This window comes from Kitasatospora sp. NPDC093550 (assembly GCF_044764985.1).
Classification (GTDB): domain Bacteria; phylum Actinomycetota; class Actinomycetes; order Streptomycetales; family Streptomycetaceae; genus Kitasatospora.
The window spans coordinates 236,474-251,769 of the sequence record NZ_JBIWJF010000004.1; the positions used below are offsets into that span (position 1 = coordinate 236,474).

Below are 15,296 nucleotides of genomic sequence, written 5' to 3' on the forward strand. Positions count from 1 at the left end.
CCGCACCGCCCCACCGGGCGGCGCGGGGCCCCGGAGGCGGCTCAGGAGAAGATCACGGAGCGCAGCTTCAGCCGGTTGCCGAGGATCTTGCCCGGGTTCATCACGTAGTAGACGTCCCCGCCGCAGTCGAAGTCCAGGAACACCGTGGCGGTGGAGGTGGTGAGGTTCTCCGGCGCGAAGGCCGGGTCGTTCTCTGTGGCACCGAAGAGGTTGATGCACTTGCGGCTCTCCGGGTCGGCGATCCCGGCCGGGACACCCGGGCCGACCTTGTAGAGGAAGTCCCCGACGGCGGCGTTGGCCGAGGTGGGGACGGCGAGGACGAGGGCGGCGGCGCTGACGGCGGCGAGAACGGCGTTGCGGAGTCGCATGGATGAGGGCCTTTCAGGTGGTACGCGTCGGTACCTGCTCAATTGGTGCGAGATCACCCTAGAGGCACAAAATCCGCAGAAACGCTTCTTCAAACACACCCTTTCGAGTGGTTTACGCACCAAACCCGCGACCCCCAGCCCTCCGCTCAACTCGGCGGAGCCGTGAAGAAGTACCCCGAGTCGATCAGCACCGGCAGATATGCCTTCAGCGCCGCCACCGTCTGCGAGCGGTCCCCGCCACCGTCGTGGTTGAGCACGATCGAGCCCGGCCGGACGTCCTTCAACACCCGTTCGGTGATCGCCGAGGTCCCCGGCCGGGCCCAGTCCCGCGGGTCCACCGACCAGGCCATGTTCCGCATCCCCAGGTCGGCCGCCACCTTCAGCGAGGCCTGCGACCAGTCGCCGCCCGGCGCGCGGAACCAGGTCGGCAGCCGCCCGGTGGTCTTCTGCAGCAGGTCGGAGGTGCGGACCAGCTCGTCCCGCACCTTGGTGTCCGACAGGCTCCGCAGGTCCGGATGCGTCCACGTGTGATTGGCGATGTGGTGCCCGCGGTCCGCGATCTCGCGCACCAGCGCCGGGTACTGGACGGCGTTCTCCCCGATCAGGAAGAAGGTCGCCCGGATCCCGTACTGCTGGAGCAGCGCCAGCACCGTCGGCGTGTGCCGGGGGTCGGGCCCGTCGTCGATGGTGAGCGCGACGACCTTCCGGGCCGCGTCCAGCTCGTACACCGGTTTGCTCTCCGCCTCGGTGAGCGCCTTGCGCACCGGCACCACGCTCGGCGCAGCGGCCGACGGCGCGGCCGGCACCGCACCCGGCGCACCCTCACCCCCGGCCGGCTGCACCGGAAGGGCACTCTCGGCGACCCCGACCTCGGTCCCGACCTCGGCCTCGCCTTCCCCGTCCCCAGCGTTCCAGGGGCTCCGACACCCGGCCGCGGCCCCCAACAGGGACATCCCGGCGGCAACCAGCAACAATCTTCGCGAAGTAATCTGACGATCTGACAGCATTCCGAATGCTTCCCCCGGCCGCCGCCACCGCTCCCGGCCGTCACCCCTCGCAGCCCCGATCACCACTCCGACGGCCCAACACGCCCATACGGGCCGCTACGCTGTGCCTTCCCCAGTGTGATGATCTGCCATCAGAGGACGTGGCCATGACGACAAGTCAGGACTTCCCCCAGCAGGGCCCGCAGGACGACGCCGCCGAGCTGAGCCAGTGGGAACGTTTCGGTGTCGACACCACCACTCCGCACTCCGCACGCGTGTACGACTACTGGCTGGGCGGGAAGACCAACTTCCCGCCGGACCGCGCCATGGGGCAGGCCATCGAGGAGGCGGTGCCGAGCGTCAAGCAGATGGCCAAGGCCAACCGCGCCTTCCAGGGCCGGGCCGTCCGCCACCTGGCCCAGGAGCACGGCATCCGCCAGTTCCTCGACCTCGGCACCGGCATCCCCACCTCGCCCAACACCCACGAGATCGCCGAGGCGGTCAGCCCCGGCACCCGGGTGGTCTACGTCGACAACGACCCGATCGTGCTCGCCCACGCCCGGGCACTGATGGTCTCCAGCCCGGCCAGCCGCACCACCTACATCCACGCCGACCTGCGCAAGCCCGAGGAGCTGTTCGCCGACCCGGCGCTCACCTCCACCCTCGACCTCACCCAGCCGGTCGGCCTGCTGATGATCGCCGTCCTGATGCTGATCGCCGACGAGGACGACCCCTGGGGCCGGGTCGCCGCGCTGCGCGACGCCCTCCCCCCGGGCAGCTGTCTCGCCCTCACCACCCCCACCGCGGACTTCGCCCCGGAAGCGGTCGGCAAGGTCGCCGAAGCCGCCCGGGCCGGCGGCATGACCCTCGTCCCGCGCGGCTACGACGACGTGCTCCGCTTCTTCGACGGCTGGGACCTGGTCGAGCCCGGCCTGTCCCCGGTGCTGGCCTGGCGCCCGGACGGCGAGCCGCCGGCCGACCCCAAGGCCGCCTACTACTGGGGCGGCGTCGCCACCAAGCGCTGACCCACCCGAGGCGGGGCCGCCCGTGCCCCGCCTCACTTCAGCAGCCGCGACATCCGCCGGTCCGCCAACGGCTTGCCCCCGGTCTGACAGGTCGGGCAGTACTGCAACGACGAGTCGGCGAACGACACCTCCCGCACGGTGTCCCCGCACACCGGGCACGGCTGCCCGGTCCGGCCGTGCACGCGCAGCCCGACCTTCTTCTCCGCCTTCAGCTCCCCCGCCGCCAACCCGCGCGAGCGCTCCACCGCGTCCCGCAGCGTGCTGCCGAGCGCCTCGTACAGCCGCGCCGTCTCCCCCTCGGTCAGCGTCGAGGCGATCTTGTACGGCGACATCCGGGCGGCGTGCAGCACCTCGTCCGAGTAGGCGTTGCCGACCCCCGCCAGCACGCTCTGGTCCCGCAGCACACCCTTGATCCGCCGCCGCTCCCCCCGCACCAACGCGGCGAAGGCCTCCACCGAGAACCCCTCGTCCAACGGATCCGGCCCCAACCTCGCCACCCCCGGCACCTCCGCCGGATCGTGCACCACGTACACCGCCAGCCCCTTCTTCGTCCCCGCCTCCGTCAGGTCGAAGCCACCCCCGCCCTCCAGCCGCACCCGCAGCGCCAACGGATTCCTCGGACTCGGCCGCGGCGGCTCGGCGGGCAACTCGTCCTTCCACCGCAACCACCCCGCCCGGGCGAGATGGATCACCAGGTGCAGCCCACCCGCCTCGACGTCCAGGAACTTCCCCCGCCGACCCACCGCCCCGACCGTCCGCCCCTCCAACGCCGTCACCGGCGGGTCGTACGTCTTCAACGCACTGATCGCCACCGGCAGCACCCGGGCGATCACCCGCCCGGTCAACCGCTCGGACAGGAACCCACTCAACGCCTCGACCTCAGGCAACTCCGGCATGCGCCCAGTCTCCCCCACCCCCACCCCACCCGCACCCGCCCCCACCCGCACCCTCCCACCCCACCCCCGCACCCGCCCCTCCCTCCCACCCACCCCCTCCACCCCCTCCCCCGCCCCAGCGAGAGGGACGCGCTGCGGGAGGGGCGGTGCAGGGGGTGGCCCGGAGAGGGGCGTTGCGGGTGATTTTCAGACTGCCAACGGTCTCAACCCCCACCCCACAAACCCGGCAGTCTGAAAATCATCCAGCCCCTCGGAGCGGCCACCCCCGGAACCGCCCCGCACCCACCCTCCCGAGAGCCCCCCGACCACAACAGCCCCCGCGCAGCGGCCCCCCTTTGCCTCCCTCCCCCCAAAAGCGCAGGCTGGGTCCGGAGGAGGCCCCACCCATGAGCACCCTTGAGGAACAGATCGACATCGCCGCCCCCGTCCTCGCCGCCTGGGAGCAACTGCACCGGGTGCACGACTACCCGCGGTTCGTCGACGGCGTCCGCAGCGCCCACCCGCACGGGCGGAACCTCGCACACCTCGGCGTGGCGGTCGGCGGCGGCGAGCGCTCGGTGGACACCGAGATCACCGATCGCGGCCGGGGCCGGGTGATGGCCTGGCGGACGCTGGACTCCCTCCGGCTCAGCGGCGCCTTCGCTCTGCTGCCGCTCGACGCCCGGCACACCCGGCTGCAGATCCGGGTGGAGTACGACCCGGAGGCCGTGCACCAGGCGTTCGGCGGCCCCCGCGGCTTCGCCCAGGCCGGGGCGATCGAGCGGACGGTCCGCGAGGACCTGCAGCACTTCCGGGAGCTGGTCGAGGCCCGGATGCCCCCCGCCGACCACCAGCCCTCGGACTCGGGCCCATAACCCGAATCCATGACCCGAATCCATGACCCGAACCCGTAACCCGGCCCCATAAGAAGCACATAAGCCCAGCTCAGCAGGGTTGGTGAGGCTCTTCACAGCCCCCCGCCAACCCGACCGTTCCCCTTTCAACCTGTGGCAGACTCGAATGCCATGGACATCGGCCCGGTCACCAGGACGCTCCGCGCGGCGGTCTTCGCCGCGCTGGTCGTGCTGCTCGCCGGGCTCGGCCAGGTGCTGGTCACCGGCCGCACGCTGCCGCTCGGCCCGATGGCCCTGGCCGCACTCGCGGTCTTCGCGGTGGCCTTCGCACTCGCCGGCCGCGAACGCGGCTACCCGGCGATCGCCGCGGTGTTCCTGCCGCTGCAGCTGGGCGCCGGCGCGCTGTTCGATCTCGCCCAGACCACCTGCCCCTCCCTCCCGCCCGGCGCCGGCGCCGCTCGCGGCCTGGAGCCGCTGCTGTGCGGCGGCGGTTCGCTGGGCGGCTTCCTGCTCGGGCACGGCGTCTCCGAGCGGACCGGCGTCATGCTGCTCCTGCTGCTGCACACGCTGATCGCCCTGGCCGGTGCGTACTGGCTGCGCCGCGCCGACGCCGCACTGGCCGGCCTCGCCCGGACCGTCCGGATGCTCGGCGAGTTCCTGCACCGGCACCTCCCGGCCGCGGCCCGCTGGCTGCTGCTGCTGTCCGCGCCCGTCCCGGCCCGCCCGGTGGCCCGGGTGCCGTTCCCCCCGGCCAGCCGCGCGCTGGTGCCCGCCGAGGACGTCGTCGTCCGCCCGGCCGTCCGGCGCGGTCCGCCGGCGTTCGTCCCGGCCGCCTGAGCCCGCGTCACCCACGCCCGCCCACCCGGCCGTCTCACTCTCCCCTTCCCCAGGCCCTGACCGGCCCGCGCCCGCGCCCGCGCCCGCGCAGGACCCAACCCGGCCCACGCCCGCGCAGGACCGAACCCGGCCCGCGCCCCCGCAGGCCCGAACCCGGCCGCGCCCCGCCCGAGAGCACAGGACGACACCCCATGAGCAACACCCGCAAGACCGCCCAGAAGACCTCCGCCACCGACCGCATGCGCGCCGCCCGCGCCCAGGCCGAGCGCTCCGACCGGATCCGCCGCCGGGTGGTGGTCGGCGCCGCCTCGGCCGCGGTGCTCGCCCTCGCGGCGGGCGTGGCCTTCGCCGTCGGCGGCTCCTCCGGCTCCGGCTCGGACGCCACCGCGAACGGCCCGCTGGTCGTCCCGGCCAACGCCACCGGCGACGGCGGCACCGTGATCACCTACGGCAAGGCCGACGCCCCGCACACCCTGCAGGTCTACGAGGACTTCCGCTGCCCGTTCTGCGAGCAGCTGGAGACCACCACCGGCACGACGATCCAGCAGCTCGCCGACGCCGGCACGTACAAGATCGAGTACCACCTGGCGACGTTCCTGGACAAGAACCTCGGCGGCAAGGGCTCCCGCACCGCGCTGGCCGCGGCCGGCGCCGCGCTGAACGAGGGCGTGGACAAGTTCAAGCAGTTCCACGACGTGCTCTACGCCAACCAGCCGGACGAGCGCAGCGATGCCTTCGGCGACGTCAACCACCTCCTCGACCTGGCCGGCCAGGTGCCCGGGCTGAAGACGGACGCCTTCGTGAAGGCCGTCCAGGACGGCACCTACGCGCCGTGGGCGGCCAAGGTCAACGAGGAGTTCGACAAGAGCGACGTCACCGGCACCCCCACCGTCAAGCTGGACGGCAAGAAGCTGGACGTCCTCACCAACGGCAAGGCCGCCACTCCGGAGCAGTTCACCGCCCTGGTCAAGCAGGTGACCGGATGACGGCCGCCTCCCCCACCGACGACGCCCCCACGGCAACCACGGCGACCACGGCGACCACCCCCATCACCCCCACCCCCACCCCCCGGACGGCCTACGGCGCGAGCCGCCCCTTCGCCTGGCTGCTGCTGATCGGCGGCGCGGTCGGCCTGGTCGCCTCGGCGGTCCTCACCCTGGACAAGATCCGGCTGCTGAAGGACCCGTCGTACGTCCCCACCTGCAACATCAATCCGATCATCAGCTGCGGCTCGATCATGCGCAGCGAGCAGGCCGAGGCCTTCGGCTTCCCCAACTCGCTGATCGGGCTGGTCGCCTTCGGCGTCGTGGTCGCGGTCGGCGCCGGGCTGCTCGCCGGTGCCGCGTACCGGCGCTGGTTCTGGCTCGGCCTGCAGGCCGGGACGGTCTTCGGTGTCGGCTTCGTGACCTGGCTGATGTACCAGGCGCTCTACCGGATCGGCGCGCTCTGCCCGTACTGCATGGTGGTGTGGGCCGCGGTGATCCCGCTGTTCTGGTACACCACGCTGCACAACCTGCGCACGGGCGTGATCCCGGTGGGCCCGCGGCTGCGGGTGGTGGTCCGGGAGGCGGCCCGCTACCACTGGGTCGTCCCGGCGCTGTGGTACGCGGTGATCGCGCTGCTGATCCTCAACCGGTTCTGGTACTACTGGAGCACCCTGATCTGATCCCCCGCCACCAACCCCGCCCGACCGCCCTCCCGTCCCCCGGGCGGGCGGCGGGCCCTCCCCGGTCGAGGTGTCATGCGACGCAAGATCGTCCTCTTCGTCTCCCTCTCGGTGGACGGCTACTTCGAGGGCCCGGACCACGACCTCTCCTGGAACCTCGTCGACGACGAAGTACACACCCACTTCAACCGTGAACTCGCCCGGATGGGTGGTTTCATCTCCGGTCGGGTGACGCACGAACTGATGGCCTCGGTCTGGCCGACCGCCGACCAGGACCCGGAGGCCGACGCCCCGATGATCGAGTTCGCGGGCATCTGGCGCGCGATGCCGAAGGTCGTCTTCTCCCGCACCCTCGACCACGCCGACTGGAACACCACGATCGTCCGCGAGGTCACCCCCGAGTCGGTCGCGGCCCTCACCGCCGGCCCCGGCGGCGACCTCTCCCTCAGCGGCGCGAACCTGGCCGAGTCCTTCCTCGCCCAGGACCTGATCGACGAGTTCCGCCTCTACGTCCACCCCGTCGTCCTCGGCCGCGGCACCCTCTTCTTCCGCCCGGCCGACCACCCCCTCCCGCTCACCCTCACCGAGACCCACCGCTTCACCAACGGCGTCACCCTGCTCCACTACGTCCGGGACCGCGGGGCTACGCCCGCAGCCCCGTCAGCTCGGTGAAGGCCGCGGTGCCCGAGTAGCCGATCAGGAAGCCCACCAGCACACCGCCCCAGAAGTCCTCGACGGTGACGAACGACGGCGCCTCCGACTTGCGCGCGGCGAAGACGATCGCCGCCCCGCTCAGGATGACCGCCAGCACCAGCGAGCCGAGCGTGGTCCCCAGCGGCTGGTGGGCGAGCGCGCTGAGGCTCTGCGCCTCCTGGAGCGACCGGCCGAGACTGCCGACCAGACCGCCCGCCACCCCGCCGGTCATCACGTTCCACAGCGCCGCCTTGAGCGGGACGGTCAGCGCGGTGGTGTTGGCGAAGACCCGTCGGCGCTCGGCCCCCGGCGTCCCGGGGAGCGGACCGCCGATCTGCTCCGGCGCGAGCGCGTACACCACGTTGAGCTGCAGACGGTAGCTCGCGGGGACGAAGAACGGGTTGCGCGGGGTGCCGAGGCGGATGGTCCAGACGTCGGTCGACCCCGGCTCCAGCGCGACCCCCCGGGGCAGCGACCCGATCAGTGGCACGCGCTCCCGCTCGGCCGGACCGTCGGCCAACACGGTGACGGTCGACCCCCCGCTCACATGGACGTTGGTCCGACCGGCCCGTCCGTGCAGGTTGAACGTCGACCCGCCGGAGACGTGCACGTCGAGCCGGTCGTCGGCGCCGTCCAGCCGGGCCTGGTCCCTGGCGTTCGCCTCCCGCAGACGGTCGATCTCCTCGTTGATCCCCCACGTCTCCTCGACGCGCTCCTCCGGGATCTCGGCCGCCTCCTCCGTCAACCGCCGGATCCCGGCCTCCCGCTCCGTGACGGCCGCCATCAGCCGTGCGGCCTCGGCCTCGGGGAGGACCGGTGCCGCCGGTGGCTCGGGCTGCTCGGGTTTCCGCCAGAACAGCTGGGTCGGCAGGCTCATGTCCACCTTGTCGATCCACACCGGCACCGAGAACGGGTTCTTGATGTGCAGGTAGACCGTGAAGTCCGTGCCGGAGTACACCTGCGGGACGGAGAGGTCGACCGAGAGGTCGAGCAGACCCAGTTGGGCCGGGGGCTCCGGCGGCGGGGTGGTCACCCGGACAGGCTAGCCAGCCAGGCCCGCCCGGGTGGGTGCTTTCCCCGATCCACCCGTCCGCCCGCCGCGAGCCCCGTCGGCCCGCCGCCGGCCAGGCGCCCGCCGCCGGTCAGAAGACGAACTCCTCGACCTCCGCCAGGAGTTCGGCACGCCGTCGCTCGTCGATGAAGGAGGCGCGGAAGGAGTTGGCCGCCAGCCGCCGCAGGGTCTCCTGGTCCAGGCCGAGGGCCTCGCGGACGGCGCGGAAGTTGTCCTCGACGTAGCCGCCGAAGTAGGCCGGGTCGTCGGAGTTGACGGTGACCAGCAGGCCGGCCTCCAGCATCTCGCGCAGCGGGTGGTCGGCGATCGTGTCGATGCAGCGCAGCCGGACGTTGGAGAGCGGGCAGAGGGTCAGCGGGATCTGCTCGCGGACCAGGCGGGCGACCAGTTCGCCGTCCTCCAGGCAGCGCAGCCCGTGGTCGATCCGCTCGACGCCGAGGACGTCCAGCGCCTCGGTGATGTACGAGGCCGGGCCCTCCTCGCCCGCGTGGGCGACGCGCCGCAGCCCGGCCTCGGCGGCCCGGCGGTACACCTCGCGGAACTTCGCCGACGGGTTGCCGACCTCCGCCGAGTCCAGGCCGATGCCCGCGATCAGGTCGAAGTACGGTCGGGCGGCCTCGAAGGTCTCCAGCGCGGACTCGGCGGACTCGTCCCGCAGGAAGCACATGATCAGCTGGGTGCTGATCCCGTACCGCTCCTCGCTGCGCGACAGCGCCCGGCTCAGCCCGTCGACCACCGTGCCCAGCGGCACGCCGCGCGCGGTGTGGGCCTGCGGGTCGAAGAAGATCTCCGCGTGCCGCACGCCCTGTTCGGCGGCCCGCGCCAGGTAGGCGTCGGCGAGGTCCTCGAAGTCGTCCTCGGTGCGCAGCACGGCCATCAGCGCGTAGTAGAGGTCCAGGAAGGACTGCAGGTCGCTGAAGGAGTAGGCCTTCCGCAGCTCCTCGGTGTCGGCGTAGGGCAGCCGCACCCCGTTGCGGTCGGCGAGCTCGAAGGCGAGTTCGGGCTCCAGGGTGCCTTCGATGTGCAGGTGGAGTTCGGCCTTGGGAAGCGGCATCAGCGATCTGTCCGAGTCGTGGTGGGGGAACCCGAAGGTACGGAAGGATTCATCCTACGATCCCGTGGATCAAGGACGCGGTTCCGCCGCCCGCACGGCGCCCTCCCCTGTCGGCAGCTCCCGTGTCGGCAGCTCCCGTGTCGGCAGGTCCCGGACGGTGCGCAGCGGCGACAGCAGCGGCAGCACCGCGCACAGCGCCAGCAGGCCGGTCATCACCCCCATGGTGGCGCGCAGCCCGATCGCCGCGCCCAGGGCGCCGCCGGTCAGGGCGCCCAGCGGGATGGTGGCGTGGTTGGCACACATCGAGGTGGCGGCCACCCGGCTGAGCAGCTCGGGCGGCAGGTAGGACTGCCGGAAGCTGTTGAGCACGACGTTGCAGAACACCACCCCCGCGACCACCAGGAGTGCCCCGACCAGGTAGAGCACCGTGCCGGGGCCGGGCCCGGCCAGGGCCATCAGCATGCCGAAGGGCGACAGCGCGAGCAGCACGATCCGCACCGCCCGGGCGGTGCCGAGGCGCCGGCACAGCGGCCGGACGGCCAGGGCGCCGAACACCCCGCCGACCGCGCCGGCCGAGGCGAGCCCGCCGACCCAGCCCGGGGCGATCCCGGCCGACCGGATCAGGAACAGCGCGGTGATCGACTGGTAGCCGGTGAGCGCGAAGTTGGCGGTGGCGCCGTACAGCGTGAAGGAGCGCAGGTAGGGGTCGCGCAGCAGGAAGGCGAGGCCCTCCCGGGCCTGCCGCAGCAGCCCGTCCGGTGCGGCTTCGGCCGCGACCGGGCGGGGCCCGGTCCGGATCCGCAGCAGGGTCACGGTCGCGACCAGGAAGCTGACGGCGTCGGCGAGCAGCCCAGCCGTCGCCCCGAGCAGCTGGACGGTCAGCCCGGCCAGGCCGCGTCCGGCGACGGCGGCGGCCGAGGCGCTGCCCTGCAGCTTCGCGTTGCCCTCGATCAGGTGCTCGGGCGCCACCAGCTCGGGCAGGTAGGCCTCGAAGGCCGCCTCGAAGAACACCGAGGAGACTCCGGCGAGCAGGGCGACCACCAGCAGCTGCGCCAGGGTGAGCACCCCGAACCAGCCGGCCACCGGGACGCTCGCGAACAGCGCGGCGGAACCCAGGTTGCAGGCGATCATCACGGCCCGCCGGGGCACCCGGCCGACCCAGACCCCGGCGGGCAGGCCGAGCACCAGCCAGGGCAGCCAGACGGCGGCGGTCAGCACGCCCGCCGCGAGCGGCCCGGCGTCCAGCACCAGCACCGCGACCAGCGGCAGTGCGACGGAGGTGATGTTGTTGCCCAGCTGGCTGACGGTCTCGCCCACCCAGAGCAGCCGGAAGTCGCGTTCGGCGAACAACCCCCAGCGGGAGCGGACTTCGGGGGAGCCGGGCGGGGCGGGGGTGGCGACGGCGCTCACGGCTTGGCCGGGACGCTGTGGGCGAAGGCCAGCACGGTCTCCCGCTCCCGCCCGTCCTCGGGCACCGGGCGGTGGGCCCAGCGCTGGATCACCGCGTGCAGGTCGGCGGCCAGCTCCCGGGCCTCCTGCGGGGTGAGCCGCAGCCAGGTCTGGGTGGCCACCGAGCAGCCGTCCCGCCAGTCGGGCGGGTAACCGCCGCGCCGCACCGCCCATTCGCGGACCAGTTCGACCTGGCGCTCCAGGAGGATCGAGCCGGCCGCGTCGGCGACCGCCTCGGTGACCGGATCGCCGTCGAAGTCGGCCCTGGTCCAGCTGAGTTCCCGGTCGGCGAGCCGCCACCAGCGCTCGCGCCGGTTCCGGGCGAGTTCCGGCGCCTCCTCGATCAGCCCGCTCTCGGCGAGCACCTTCAGGTGGTGGCTGACGTTGCCGACCGCCTGCTCGGTGCGTTCGGCCAGCTTCCCGACCGTGGCCGGGCCGTCCACCTTGAGGACGTCGAGCAGGCGGCGGCGCAGCGGATGGGTGAGGGCGGCGAGCACCCGGGAGTCGGAGATCTCCCGGGCGCCGCGCGGTTCGTCCGTCGTGTCGGTCGTGTCGGTCATACCCGGAGAGTATCGACAAGAGCTCTTGTACGACACACCTTTTACAAGTCGCCTTGTACGAGGGCGGCGGCGACCGGCGCCCGACGCTCCGGTCGAACGGGTGTACCGCCGACGGCCACCGGGCACCCCGTAGGAGGGGGCTTCCGTCGAGGAGGTACCGAGATGCGGCACGCCGACGCCACGCACATCCGGCCCGAGGGCATCTCCCCGCACGCTCTGGGCAACGACACGCTCCTGCACGAGCTGGAGCAGCTGCACCGCACGCGCCACGAGACCTTCCTGTACGGCTCGGAGGAGGCGCTGAAGCGGCACACGCTGCGCACCGGACAGCTGGAGGCCGAGTACCTGCACCGCTTCCCCAACCGGCAGGTGACCGCCGGACGGACCAGGGCCGGCGCCCGCGCCCGGGAGGCGGCGGCCCGGGTGGAGTCGCTGCCGGAGTGACGGACCGGGAAGGGCTGCCCGGCGGGACACGCCGGGCGCGCCGTGGCGTGCCCGGAGCCCGGCCGTCGGGGAGGGTGTGAGGGCAGACGCACCGGACCCAGACCCCCCTCGGGAGCCCCGCATGCCCATCGCCAGCGTCAACCCCGCGACCGGCGAGACCCTGGAGACCTTCGAACCGCTCGACGCGGCCGGGATCGAACAGCGGCTGGCCCGCGCCGAGGCCGCGTACCAGAGCTACCGCCACACCCCGTTCCCGGCCCGCGCCGGGCTGCTGCTGCGCGCCGCCGACCTGCTGGAGGAGGACCTGGAGGCGGTCGCCCGCACCATGACCCTGGAGATGGGCAAGCCGCTCGCCGCGGCCCGGGCCGAGGCCGCGAAGTGCGCGAAGGCGATGCGCTGGTACGCCGAGAACGCCGAGGCGCTGCTCGCCGACGAGCAGCCGGCCCCGGCCGACGTCAGCGACTCGGGCGCCGCCCGCGCCTATGTCCGCTACCGCCCGATCGGCCCGGTGCTGGCCGTGATGCCGTGGAACTTCCCGTTCTGGCAGGTGATCCGGTTCGCCGCGCCGGCCCTGATGGCGGGCAACGTCGGCCTGCTCAAGCACGCGTCCAACGTGCCGCGCACGGCGGTGGCGATCGAGGAGCTGTTCCGCCGGGCCGGGTTCCCGGAGGGCTGCTTCCAGACCCTGCTGATCGGCTCGGGTGCGGTCGAGGGAGTGATCCGGGACCGCCGGGTCGCCGCGGTCACCCTCACCGGGAGCGAGCCGGCCGGGCGCGCCGTCGCCGCCACCGCGGCGGACGAGGTCAAGAAGGCCGTGCTGGAGCTGGGCGGCAGCGACCCGTTCGTCGTCCTGCCGAGCGCCGACGTGGACGCCGCGGTGGCCACCGCCGTCCGGGCCCGGGTGCAGAACAACGGCCAGTCCTGCATCGCCGCCAAGCGCTTCATCGTGCACACCGACGTCTACGACCGCTTCACCGCCGCCTTCACCGAGGCGATGCGGGCGCTGAAGGTCGGCGACCCGATGGACGAGTCCACCGACGTCGGCCCGCTGGCCAGCCGCCAGGGCCGGGACGACCTGGAGGAGCTGGTCGAGGACGCCCGGGCCCACGGCGCCCGGGTGGAGTGCGGCGGCGGACGGCCGGAGGGCTGGGACACCGGCTGGTTCTACGAGCCGACGGTACTGACCGGCATCACCCCGGCGATGCGGATCCACCTGGAGGAGACCTTCGGCCCGGTCGCCACCGTCTACCGGGTGGCCGACCTGGACGAGGCGGTCGCGGTCGCCAACGACACCCCGTTCGGCCTCAGCTCCAACGTCTGGACCACGGACGCGGCCGAGCAGGAGCGCTTCGTCCGCGACATCCAGGCCGGCGGGGTGTTCTTCAACGGGATGACGGCCTCCCACCCGGCGCTGCCGTTCGGCGGCGTCAAGCGCTCCGGCTTCGGCCGGGAGCTGTCCGGGCACGGGATCCGGGAGTTCTGCAACGTCACCACGGTGTGGATCGGCTGAGGCCTCCCGGACCCCCGCTCACCCCCGGCCGGGTCAGGCTGCCATCCGGTGCCTGCCCGGGCCGGGCGTCATCCAGCGGGCGAGCACGCCGATCATGGCGACGACCGTCAGACCCCAGAAGATCGCCATCGGCACCAGCACCGGCAGCAGGCTCACCTGGGTGGCGACCATGCCGAGGCCGACCGAGAAGGCGATCATGAACGTGACCACGGTCGGGCTGAGGGAGAGCAGCCAGTGCCACCCGCGTTGCGCGAAGCCCTGGTCCTTCGGGGCGTCGGGGCCGGCTTCGAGTTCCTTGTAGGTCAGCAGGTCCATCGTGGATTGCCTCCAATGCTGGACGGGAGGGAGAGCCTGGCCCGAGGGGTCAGGAGGCCTTGCGCGGAGCGGCGGTCTTCCGACTCGTGGTCTTCTTGGCCGCCGCGGTCTTCTTCGTCGCGGCGGTCTTCTTCGCCGTGGTGGCTCCGGTGGCCGTCGTGGCCTTCGTGGTGGTCTTCCCGGCGGCCGGCGCGCTCTTCTTCGCGGGGGCGCGCTTGCGCGGAGCGGGCTTCTCCTCGGCCGGCTCCGCACCCGCTCCCGCTCCGGACCCGCCGGCCGGCCCGTGCCCGCCCTTGGCCTGCTTGAGGCTGCTGCGCAGCGCCTCCATCAGGTCGATCACGTTGTCCGGCGCCTCGCCGGCCTCCTCCTCGTGCGGGATCTCGACGCCCTCCAGCCGCGCGGTGATCACCTGCTGCAGCGCCTGCTGGTAGTCGTCGTGCAGCTGGGACAGGTCGAAGTCCTCGGAGAGGGTGTCCATCAGCGACCGCGCCATCTTGAGCTCCTGCGGCCGGACGGTGACGTCCTCCTCGGGCGCGATCCCGGCCACCGGACGCACCTCGTCGGGCCAGATGCAGGTCTGCAGCACCAGCGTGTTGTCGTGCACCCGCAGCACCGCGGGCGACTCCCGGGTGCGCAGCGCGATCTTGGTGACGGCGATCTGCCCGGACTCGGTGAGCGCGTCCCGCAGCAGCGCGTACGGCTTGGCGGCGGCCTTGTCGGCCACGCCCACGTAGTAGGCCTTGGAGAACATCAGCGGGTCGATCTCGCCCTCGTCGACGAAGGCCAGCACGTCGATGACCTTCTTGCTGGGCAGGGGCAGGTCGGCCAGGTCCTCGTCGCTGAGCGTGACGGTCCGCCCGTCGGGGGACTCGTAGCCCTTGGCGATCTCCGCGTACGGGACCTCCTTCTCCTCACGCTCGCAGTACCGCTTCATCCGCACCCGGCCGCCGTCCTTGGCGTGCACCTGGTGCAGCGGGACGTCGTGCTCCTGGGTCGCGGAGTACAGGTGGACGGGGATGCTGACCAGCCCGAAGCTGATCGTCCCCTTCCAGGTGGTCTGCATGGGGTCGCTCCTGTCCGGCGCCGGGAACCGGCGGGCGCCGAGCACGCTCGGGCGGTGCTCCGGCGCATGCCCCGAGGTTTCCACTGTGCCCGGGTTTGCCCTGATCGGCCACACCGCGCCGACAATGGGCCGAGGAGGTCGATGCGGATGACCGCGACAGGCCGGCCCGGCCCCGCGCCGCCACCGGACCGTACGACGTACCGGGTGACCTACGCCGTGTCCGGCGAGGTGCGCCGGGACGAGGTCACCGTGGTGCCCGGGTACTCGCGGGAGGACGACATCCCGCGGATCCTCGCCGCCCGGCTCGCCGCGCGGCCCGGGGGCCGCCGCTCGGCCCGTCCGCCCGAGGTCGTGGTGCTGGATTTGAGGGAGATCTGACCTCGACCGGCCTCGCCCGACCTGACGATGGGTCAGATCTGAGCTTTCCGGACCCCCTCCATACCCACCCTGACCTGGTCTTTTGCGTCCGGTGAGCGAACAGTTATCAAAGCATTGTTCCGATACTCGGGCGTAGAAGTTAGGTTG

General features: G+C 72.6%; 18 protein-coding genes. 9 read left to right on the forward strand and 9 right to left on the reverse strand.

The window, feature by feature from the left end; all coding sequences use genetic code 11:
- Window positions 1–41 precede the first annotated feature (41 nt).
- Entirely contained in the window at window positions 42–368 is a 327-nt protein-coding gene (locus ACIRD3_RS08250) for a hypothetical protein (RefSeq protein WP_402213164.1), read from the reverse strand.
- Between the two features lie 146 nt (window positions 369–514).
- On the reverse strand, window positions 515–1,132 hold the full coding sequence (locus tag ACIRD3_RS08255; RefSeq protein WP_402213166.1) for a polysaccharide deacetylase family protein: 618 nt from the start codon (window positions 1,130–1,132) through the stop codon (window positions 515–517).
- Window positions 1,133–1,521: 389 nt separating this feature from the next.
- On the opposite strand from ACIRD3_RS08255, the gene ACIRD3_RS08260 reads away from it, so the two are divergent.
- Entirely contained in the window at window positions 1,522–2,379 is an 858-nt protein-coding gene (locus tag ACIRD3_RS08260; protein WP_402213168.1) for an SAM-dependent methyltransferase, read from the forward strand.
- 32 nt (window positions 2,380–2,411) lie between these two features.
- Here the strand turns inward: ACIRD3_RS08260 and ACIRD3_RS08265 are convergent, their stop codons facing one another.
- Window positions 2,412–3,275, reverse strand: a complete 864-nt coding sequence (locus ACIRD3_RS08265) for an Fpg/Nei family DNA glycosylase (protein WP_402213170.1) — start codon at window positions 3,273–3,275, stop codon at window positions 2,412–2,414.
- Window positions 3,276–3,661: 386 nt separating this feature from the next.
- Between ACIRD3_RS08265 and ACIRD3_RS08270 the strand changes: the two genes are divergently transcribed.
- From ACIRD3_RS08270 to ACIRD3_RS08290, 5 genes are all read left to right on the forward strand, one after another.
- Window positions 3,662–4,129, forward strand: a complete 468-nt coding sequence (locus tag ACIRD3_RS08270; RefSeq protein ID WP_402213172.1) for an SRPBCC family protein — start codon at window positions 3,662–3,664, stop codon at window positions 4,127–4,129.
- Between the two features lie 150 nt (window positions 4,130–4,279).
- Window positions 4,280–4,945 (forward strand): hypothetical protein, encoded by a 666-nt coding sequence (locus ACIRD3_RS08275; protein WP_402213173.1) that lies wholly within the window; start codon window positions 4,280–4,282, stop codon window positions 4,943–4,945.
- A gap of 191 nt (window positions 4,946–5,136) precedes the next feature.
- Window positions 5,137–5,931, forward strand: coding sequence for a DsbA family protein (locus ACIRD3_RS08280; RefSeq protein WP_402213175.1), 795 nt, complete (start codon window positions 5,137–5,139; stop codon window positions 5,929–5,931).
- Window positions 5,928–6,611 carry a vitamin K epoxide reductase family protein gene (locus ACIRD3_RS08285; RefSeq protein WP_402213177.1) on the forward strand — a complete coding sequence of 228 codons (684 nt, stop codon included), beginning with the start codon at window positions 5,928–5,930 and terminating at the stop codon, window positions 6,609–6,611. Before ACIRD3_RS08280 ends, ACIRD3_RS08285 begins: the two co-directional genes overlap by 4 nt.
- A gap of 75 nt (window positions 6,612–6,686) precedes the next feature.
- Window positions 6,687–7,283 (forward strand): dihydrofolate reductase family protein, encoded by a 597-nt coding sequence (locus tag ACIRD3_RS08290; RefSeq protein WP_402213179.1) that lies wholly within the window; start codon window positions 6,687–6,689, stop codon window positions 7,281–7,283.
- Here ACIRD3_RS08290 and ACIRD3_RS08295 read toward each other — a convergent pair.
- From ACIRD3_RS08295 to ACIRD3_RS08310, 4 genes are all read right to left on the reverse strand, one after another.
- Window positions 7,255–8,337 carry a hypothetical protein gene (locus tag ACIRD3_RS08295; protein WP_402213181.1) on the reverse strand — a complete coding sequence of 361 codons (1,083 nt, stop codon included), beginning with the start codon at window positions 8,335–8,337 and terminating at the stop codon, window positions 7,255–7,257. The two genes, ACIRD3_RS08290 and ACIRD3_RS08295, sit on opposite strands and share 29 nt — an antisense overlap.
- 109 nt (window positions 8,338–8,446) lie before the next feature.
- Window positions 8,447–9,430, reverse strand: coding sequence for an adenosine deaminase (locus ACIRD3_RS08300; protein ID WP_402213183.1), 984 nt, complete (start codon window positions 9,428–9,430; stop codon window positions 8,447–8,449).
- 69 nt (window positions 9,431–9,499) lie between these two features.
- Window positions 9,500–10,840, reverse strand: coding sequence for an MFS transporter (locus ACIRD3_RS08305; RefSeq protein WP_402213184.1), 1,341 nt, complete (start codon window positions 10,838–10,840; stop codon window positions 9,500–9,502).
- On the reverse strand, window positions 10,837–11,439 hold the full coding sequence (locus ACIRD3_RS08310) for an ArsR/SmtB family transcription factor (protein ID WP_402213186.1): 603 nt from the start codon (window positions 11,437–11,439) through the stop codon (window positions 10,837–10,839). Before ACIRD3_RS08310 ends, ACIRD3_RS08305 begins: the two co-directional genes overlap by 4 nt.
- 162 nt (window positions 11,440–11,601) lie before the next feature.
- Here ACIRD3_RS08310 and ACIRD3_RS08315 point away from each other — a divergent pair, with 162 nt between their 5' ends.
- A complete protein-coding gene (locus ACIRD3_RS08315) occupies window positions 11,602–11,883 on the forward strand; it encodes a DUF6158 family protein (RefSeq protein ID WP_402213188.1) in 282 nt (93 codons plus the stop codon).
- Window positions 11,884–12,004: 121 nt separating this feature from the next.
- Window positions 12,005–13,393: an NADP-dependent succinic semialdehyde dehydrogenase gene (locus ACIRD3_RS08320; protein WP_402213190.1), complete on the forward strand. Its 1,389-nt coding sequence runs from the start codon at window positions 12,005–12,007 to the stop codon at window positions 13,391–13,393.
- A 33-nt stretch (window positions 13,394–13,426) separates the two neighbouring features.
- Here the strand turns inward: ACIRD3_RS08320 and ACIRD3_RS08325 are convergent, their stop codons facing one another.
- Both ACIRD3_RS08325 and ACIRD3_RS08330 read right to left on the reverse strand, forming a co-directional pair.
- Entirely contained in the window at window positions 13,427–13,708 is a 282-nt protein-coding gene (locus ACIRD3_RS08325) for a hypothetical protein (RefSeq protein WP_402213192.1), read from the reverse strand.
- 49 nt (window positions 13,709–13,757) lie between these two features.
- A complete protein-coding gene (locus ACIRD3_RS08330; protein ID WP_402213194.1) occupies window positions 13,758–14,771 on the reverse strand; it encodes a Ku protein in 1,014 nt (337 codons plus the stop codon).
- Window positions 14,772–14,918: 147 nt separating this feature from the next.
- Here ACIRD3_RS08330 and ACIRD3_RS08335 point away from each other — a divergent pair, with 147 nt between their 5' ends.
- Complete coding sequence (locus ACIRD3_RS08335; RefSeq protein WP_402213195.1) at window positions 14,919–15,149, forward strand: hypothetical protein; 231 nt, start codon at window positions 14,919–14,921, stop codon at window positions 15,147–15,149.
- The last annotated feature ends 147 nt before the right edge of the window (window positions 15,150–15,296 follow it).

What these genes read in the sequence shown, in the direction of transcription:
- ACIRD3_RS08250 (WP_402213164.1), bottom strand. Translation starts at nt 368, where the DNA reads ATGCGACTCCGCAACGCCGTTCTCGCCGCCGTCAGCGCCGCCGCCCTC.
- ACIRD3_RS08260 (WP_402213168.1), top strand. Translation starts at nt 1,522, where the DNA reads ATGACGACAAGTCAGGACTTCCCCCAGCAGGGCCCGCAGGACGACGCC.
- ACIRD3_RS08265 (WP_402213170.1), bottom strand. Translation starts at nt 3,275, where the DNA reads ATGCCGGAGTTGCCTGAGGTCGAGGCGTTGAGTGGGTTCCTGTCCGAG.
- ACIRD3_RS08270 (WP_402213172.1), top strand. Translation starts at nt 3,662, where the DNA reads ATGAGCACCCTTGAGGAACAGATCGACATCGCCGCCCCCGTCCTCGCC.
- ACIRD3_RS08275 (WP_402213173.1), top strand. Translation starts at nt 4,280, where the DNA reads ATGGACATCGGCCCGGTCACCAGGACGCTCCGCGCGGCGGTCTTCGCC.
- ACIRD3_RS08280 (WP_402213175.1), top strand. Translation starts at nt 5,137, where the DNA reads ATGAGCAACACCCGCAAGACCGCCCAGAAGACCTCCGCCACCGACCGC.
- ACIRD3_RS08285 (WP_402213177.1), top strand. Translation starts at nt 5,928, where the DNA reads ATGACGGCCGCCTCCCCCACCGACGACGCCCCCACGGCAACCACGGCG.
- ACIRD3_RS08290 (WP_402213179.1), top strand. Translation starts at nt 6,687, where the DNA reads ATGCGACGCAAGATCGTCCTCTTCGTCTCCCTCTCGGTGGACGGCTAC.
- ACIRD3_RS08300 (WP_402213183.1), bottom strand. Translation starts at nt 9,430, where the DNA reads ATGCCGCTTCCCAAGGCCGAACTCCACCTGCACATCGAAGGCACCCTG.
- ACIRD3_RS08310 (WP_402213186.1), bottom strand. Translation starts at nt 11,439, where the DNA reads ATGACCGACACGACCGACACGACGGACGAACCGCGCGGCGCCCGGGAG.
- ACIRD3_RS08315 (WP_402213188.1), top strand. Translation starts at nt 11,602, where the DNA reads ATGCGGCACGCCGACGCCACGCACATCCGGCCCGAGGGCATCTCCCCG.
- ACIRD3_RS08320 (WP_402213190.1), top strand. Translation starts at nt 12,005, where the DNA reads ATGCCCATCGCCAGCGTCAACCCCGCGACCGGCGAGACCCTGGAGACC.
- ACIRD3_RS08325 (WP_402213192.1), bottom strand. Translation starts at nt 13,708, where the DNA reads ATGGACCTGCTGACCTACAAGGAACTCGAAGCCGGCCCCGACGCCCCG.
- ACIRD3_RS08330 (WP_402213194.1), bottom strand. Translation starts at nt 14,771, where the DNA reads ATGCAGACCACCTGGAAGGGGACGATCAGCTTCGGGCTGGTCAGCATC.
- ACIRD3_RS08335 (WP_402213195.1), top strand. Translation starts at nt 14,919, where the DNA reads ATGACCGCGACAGGCCGGCCCGGCCCCGCGCCGCCACCGGACCGTACG.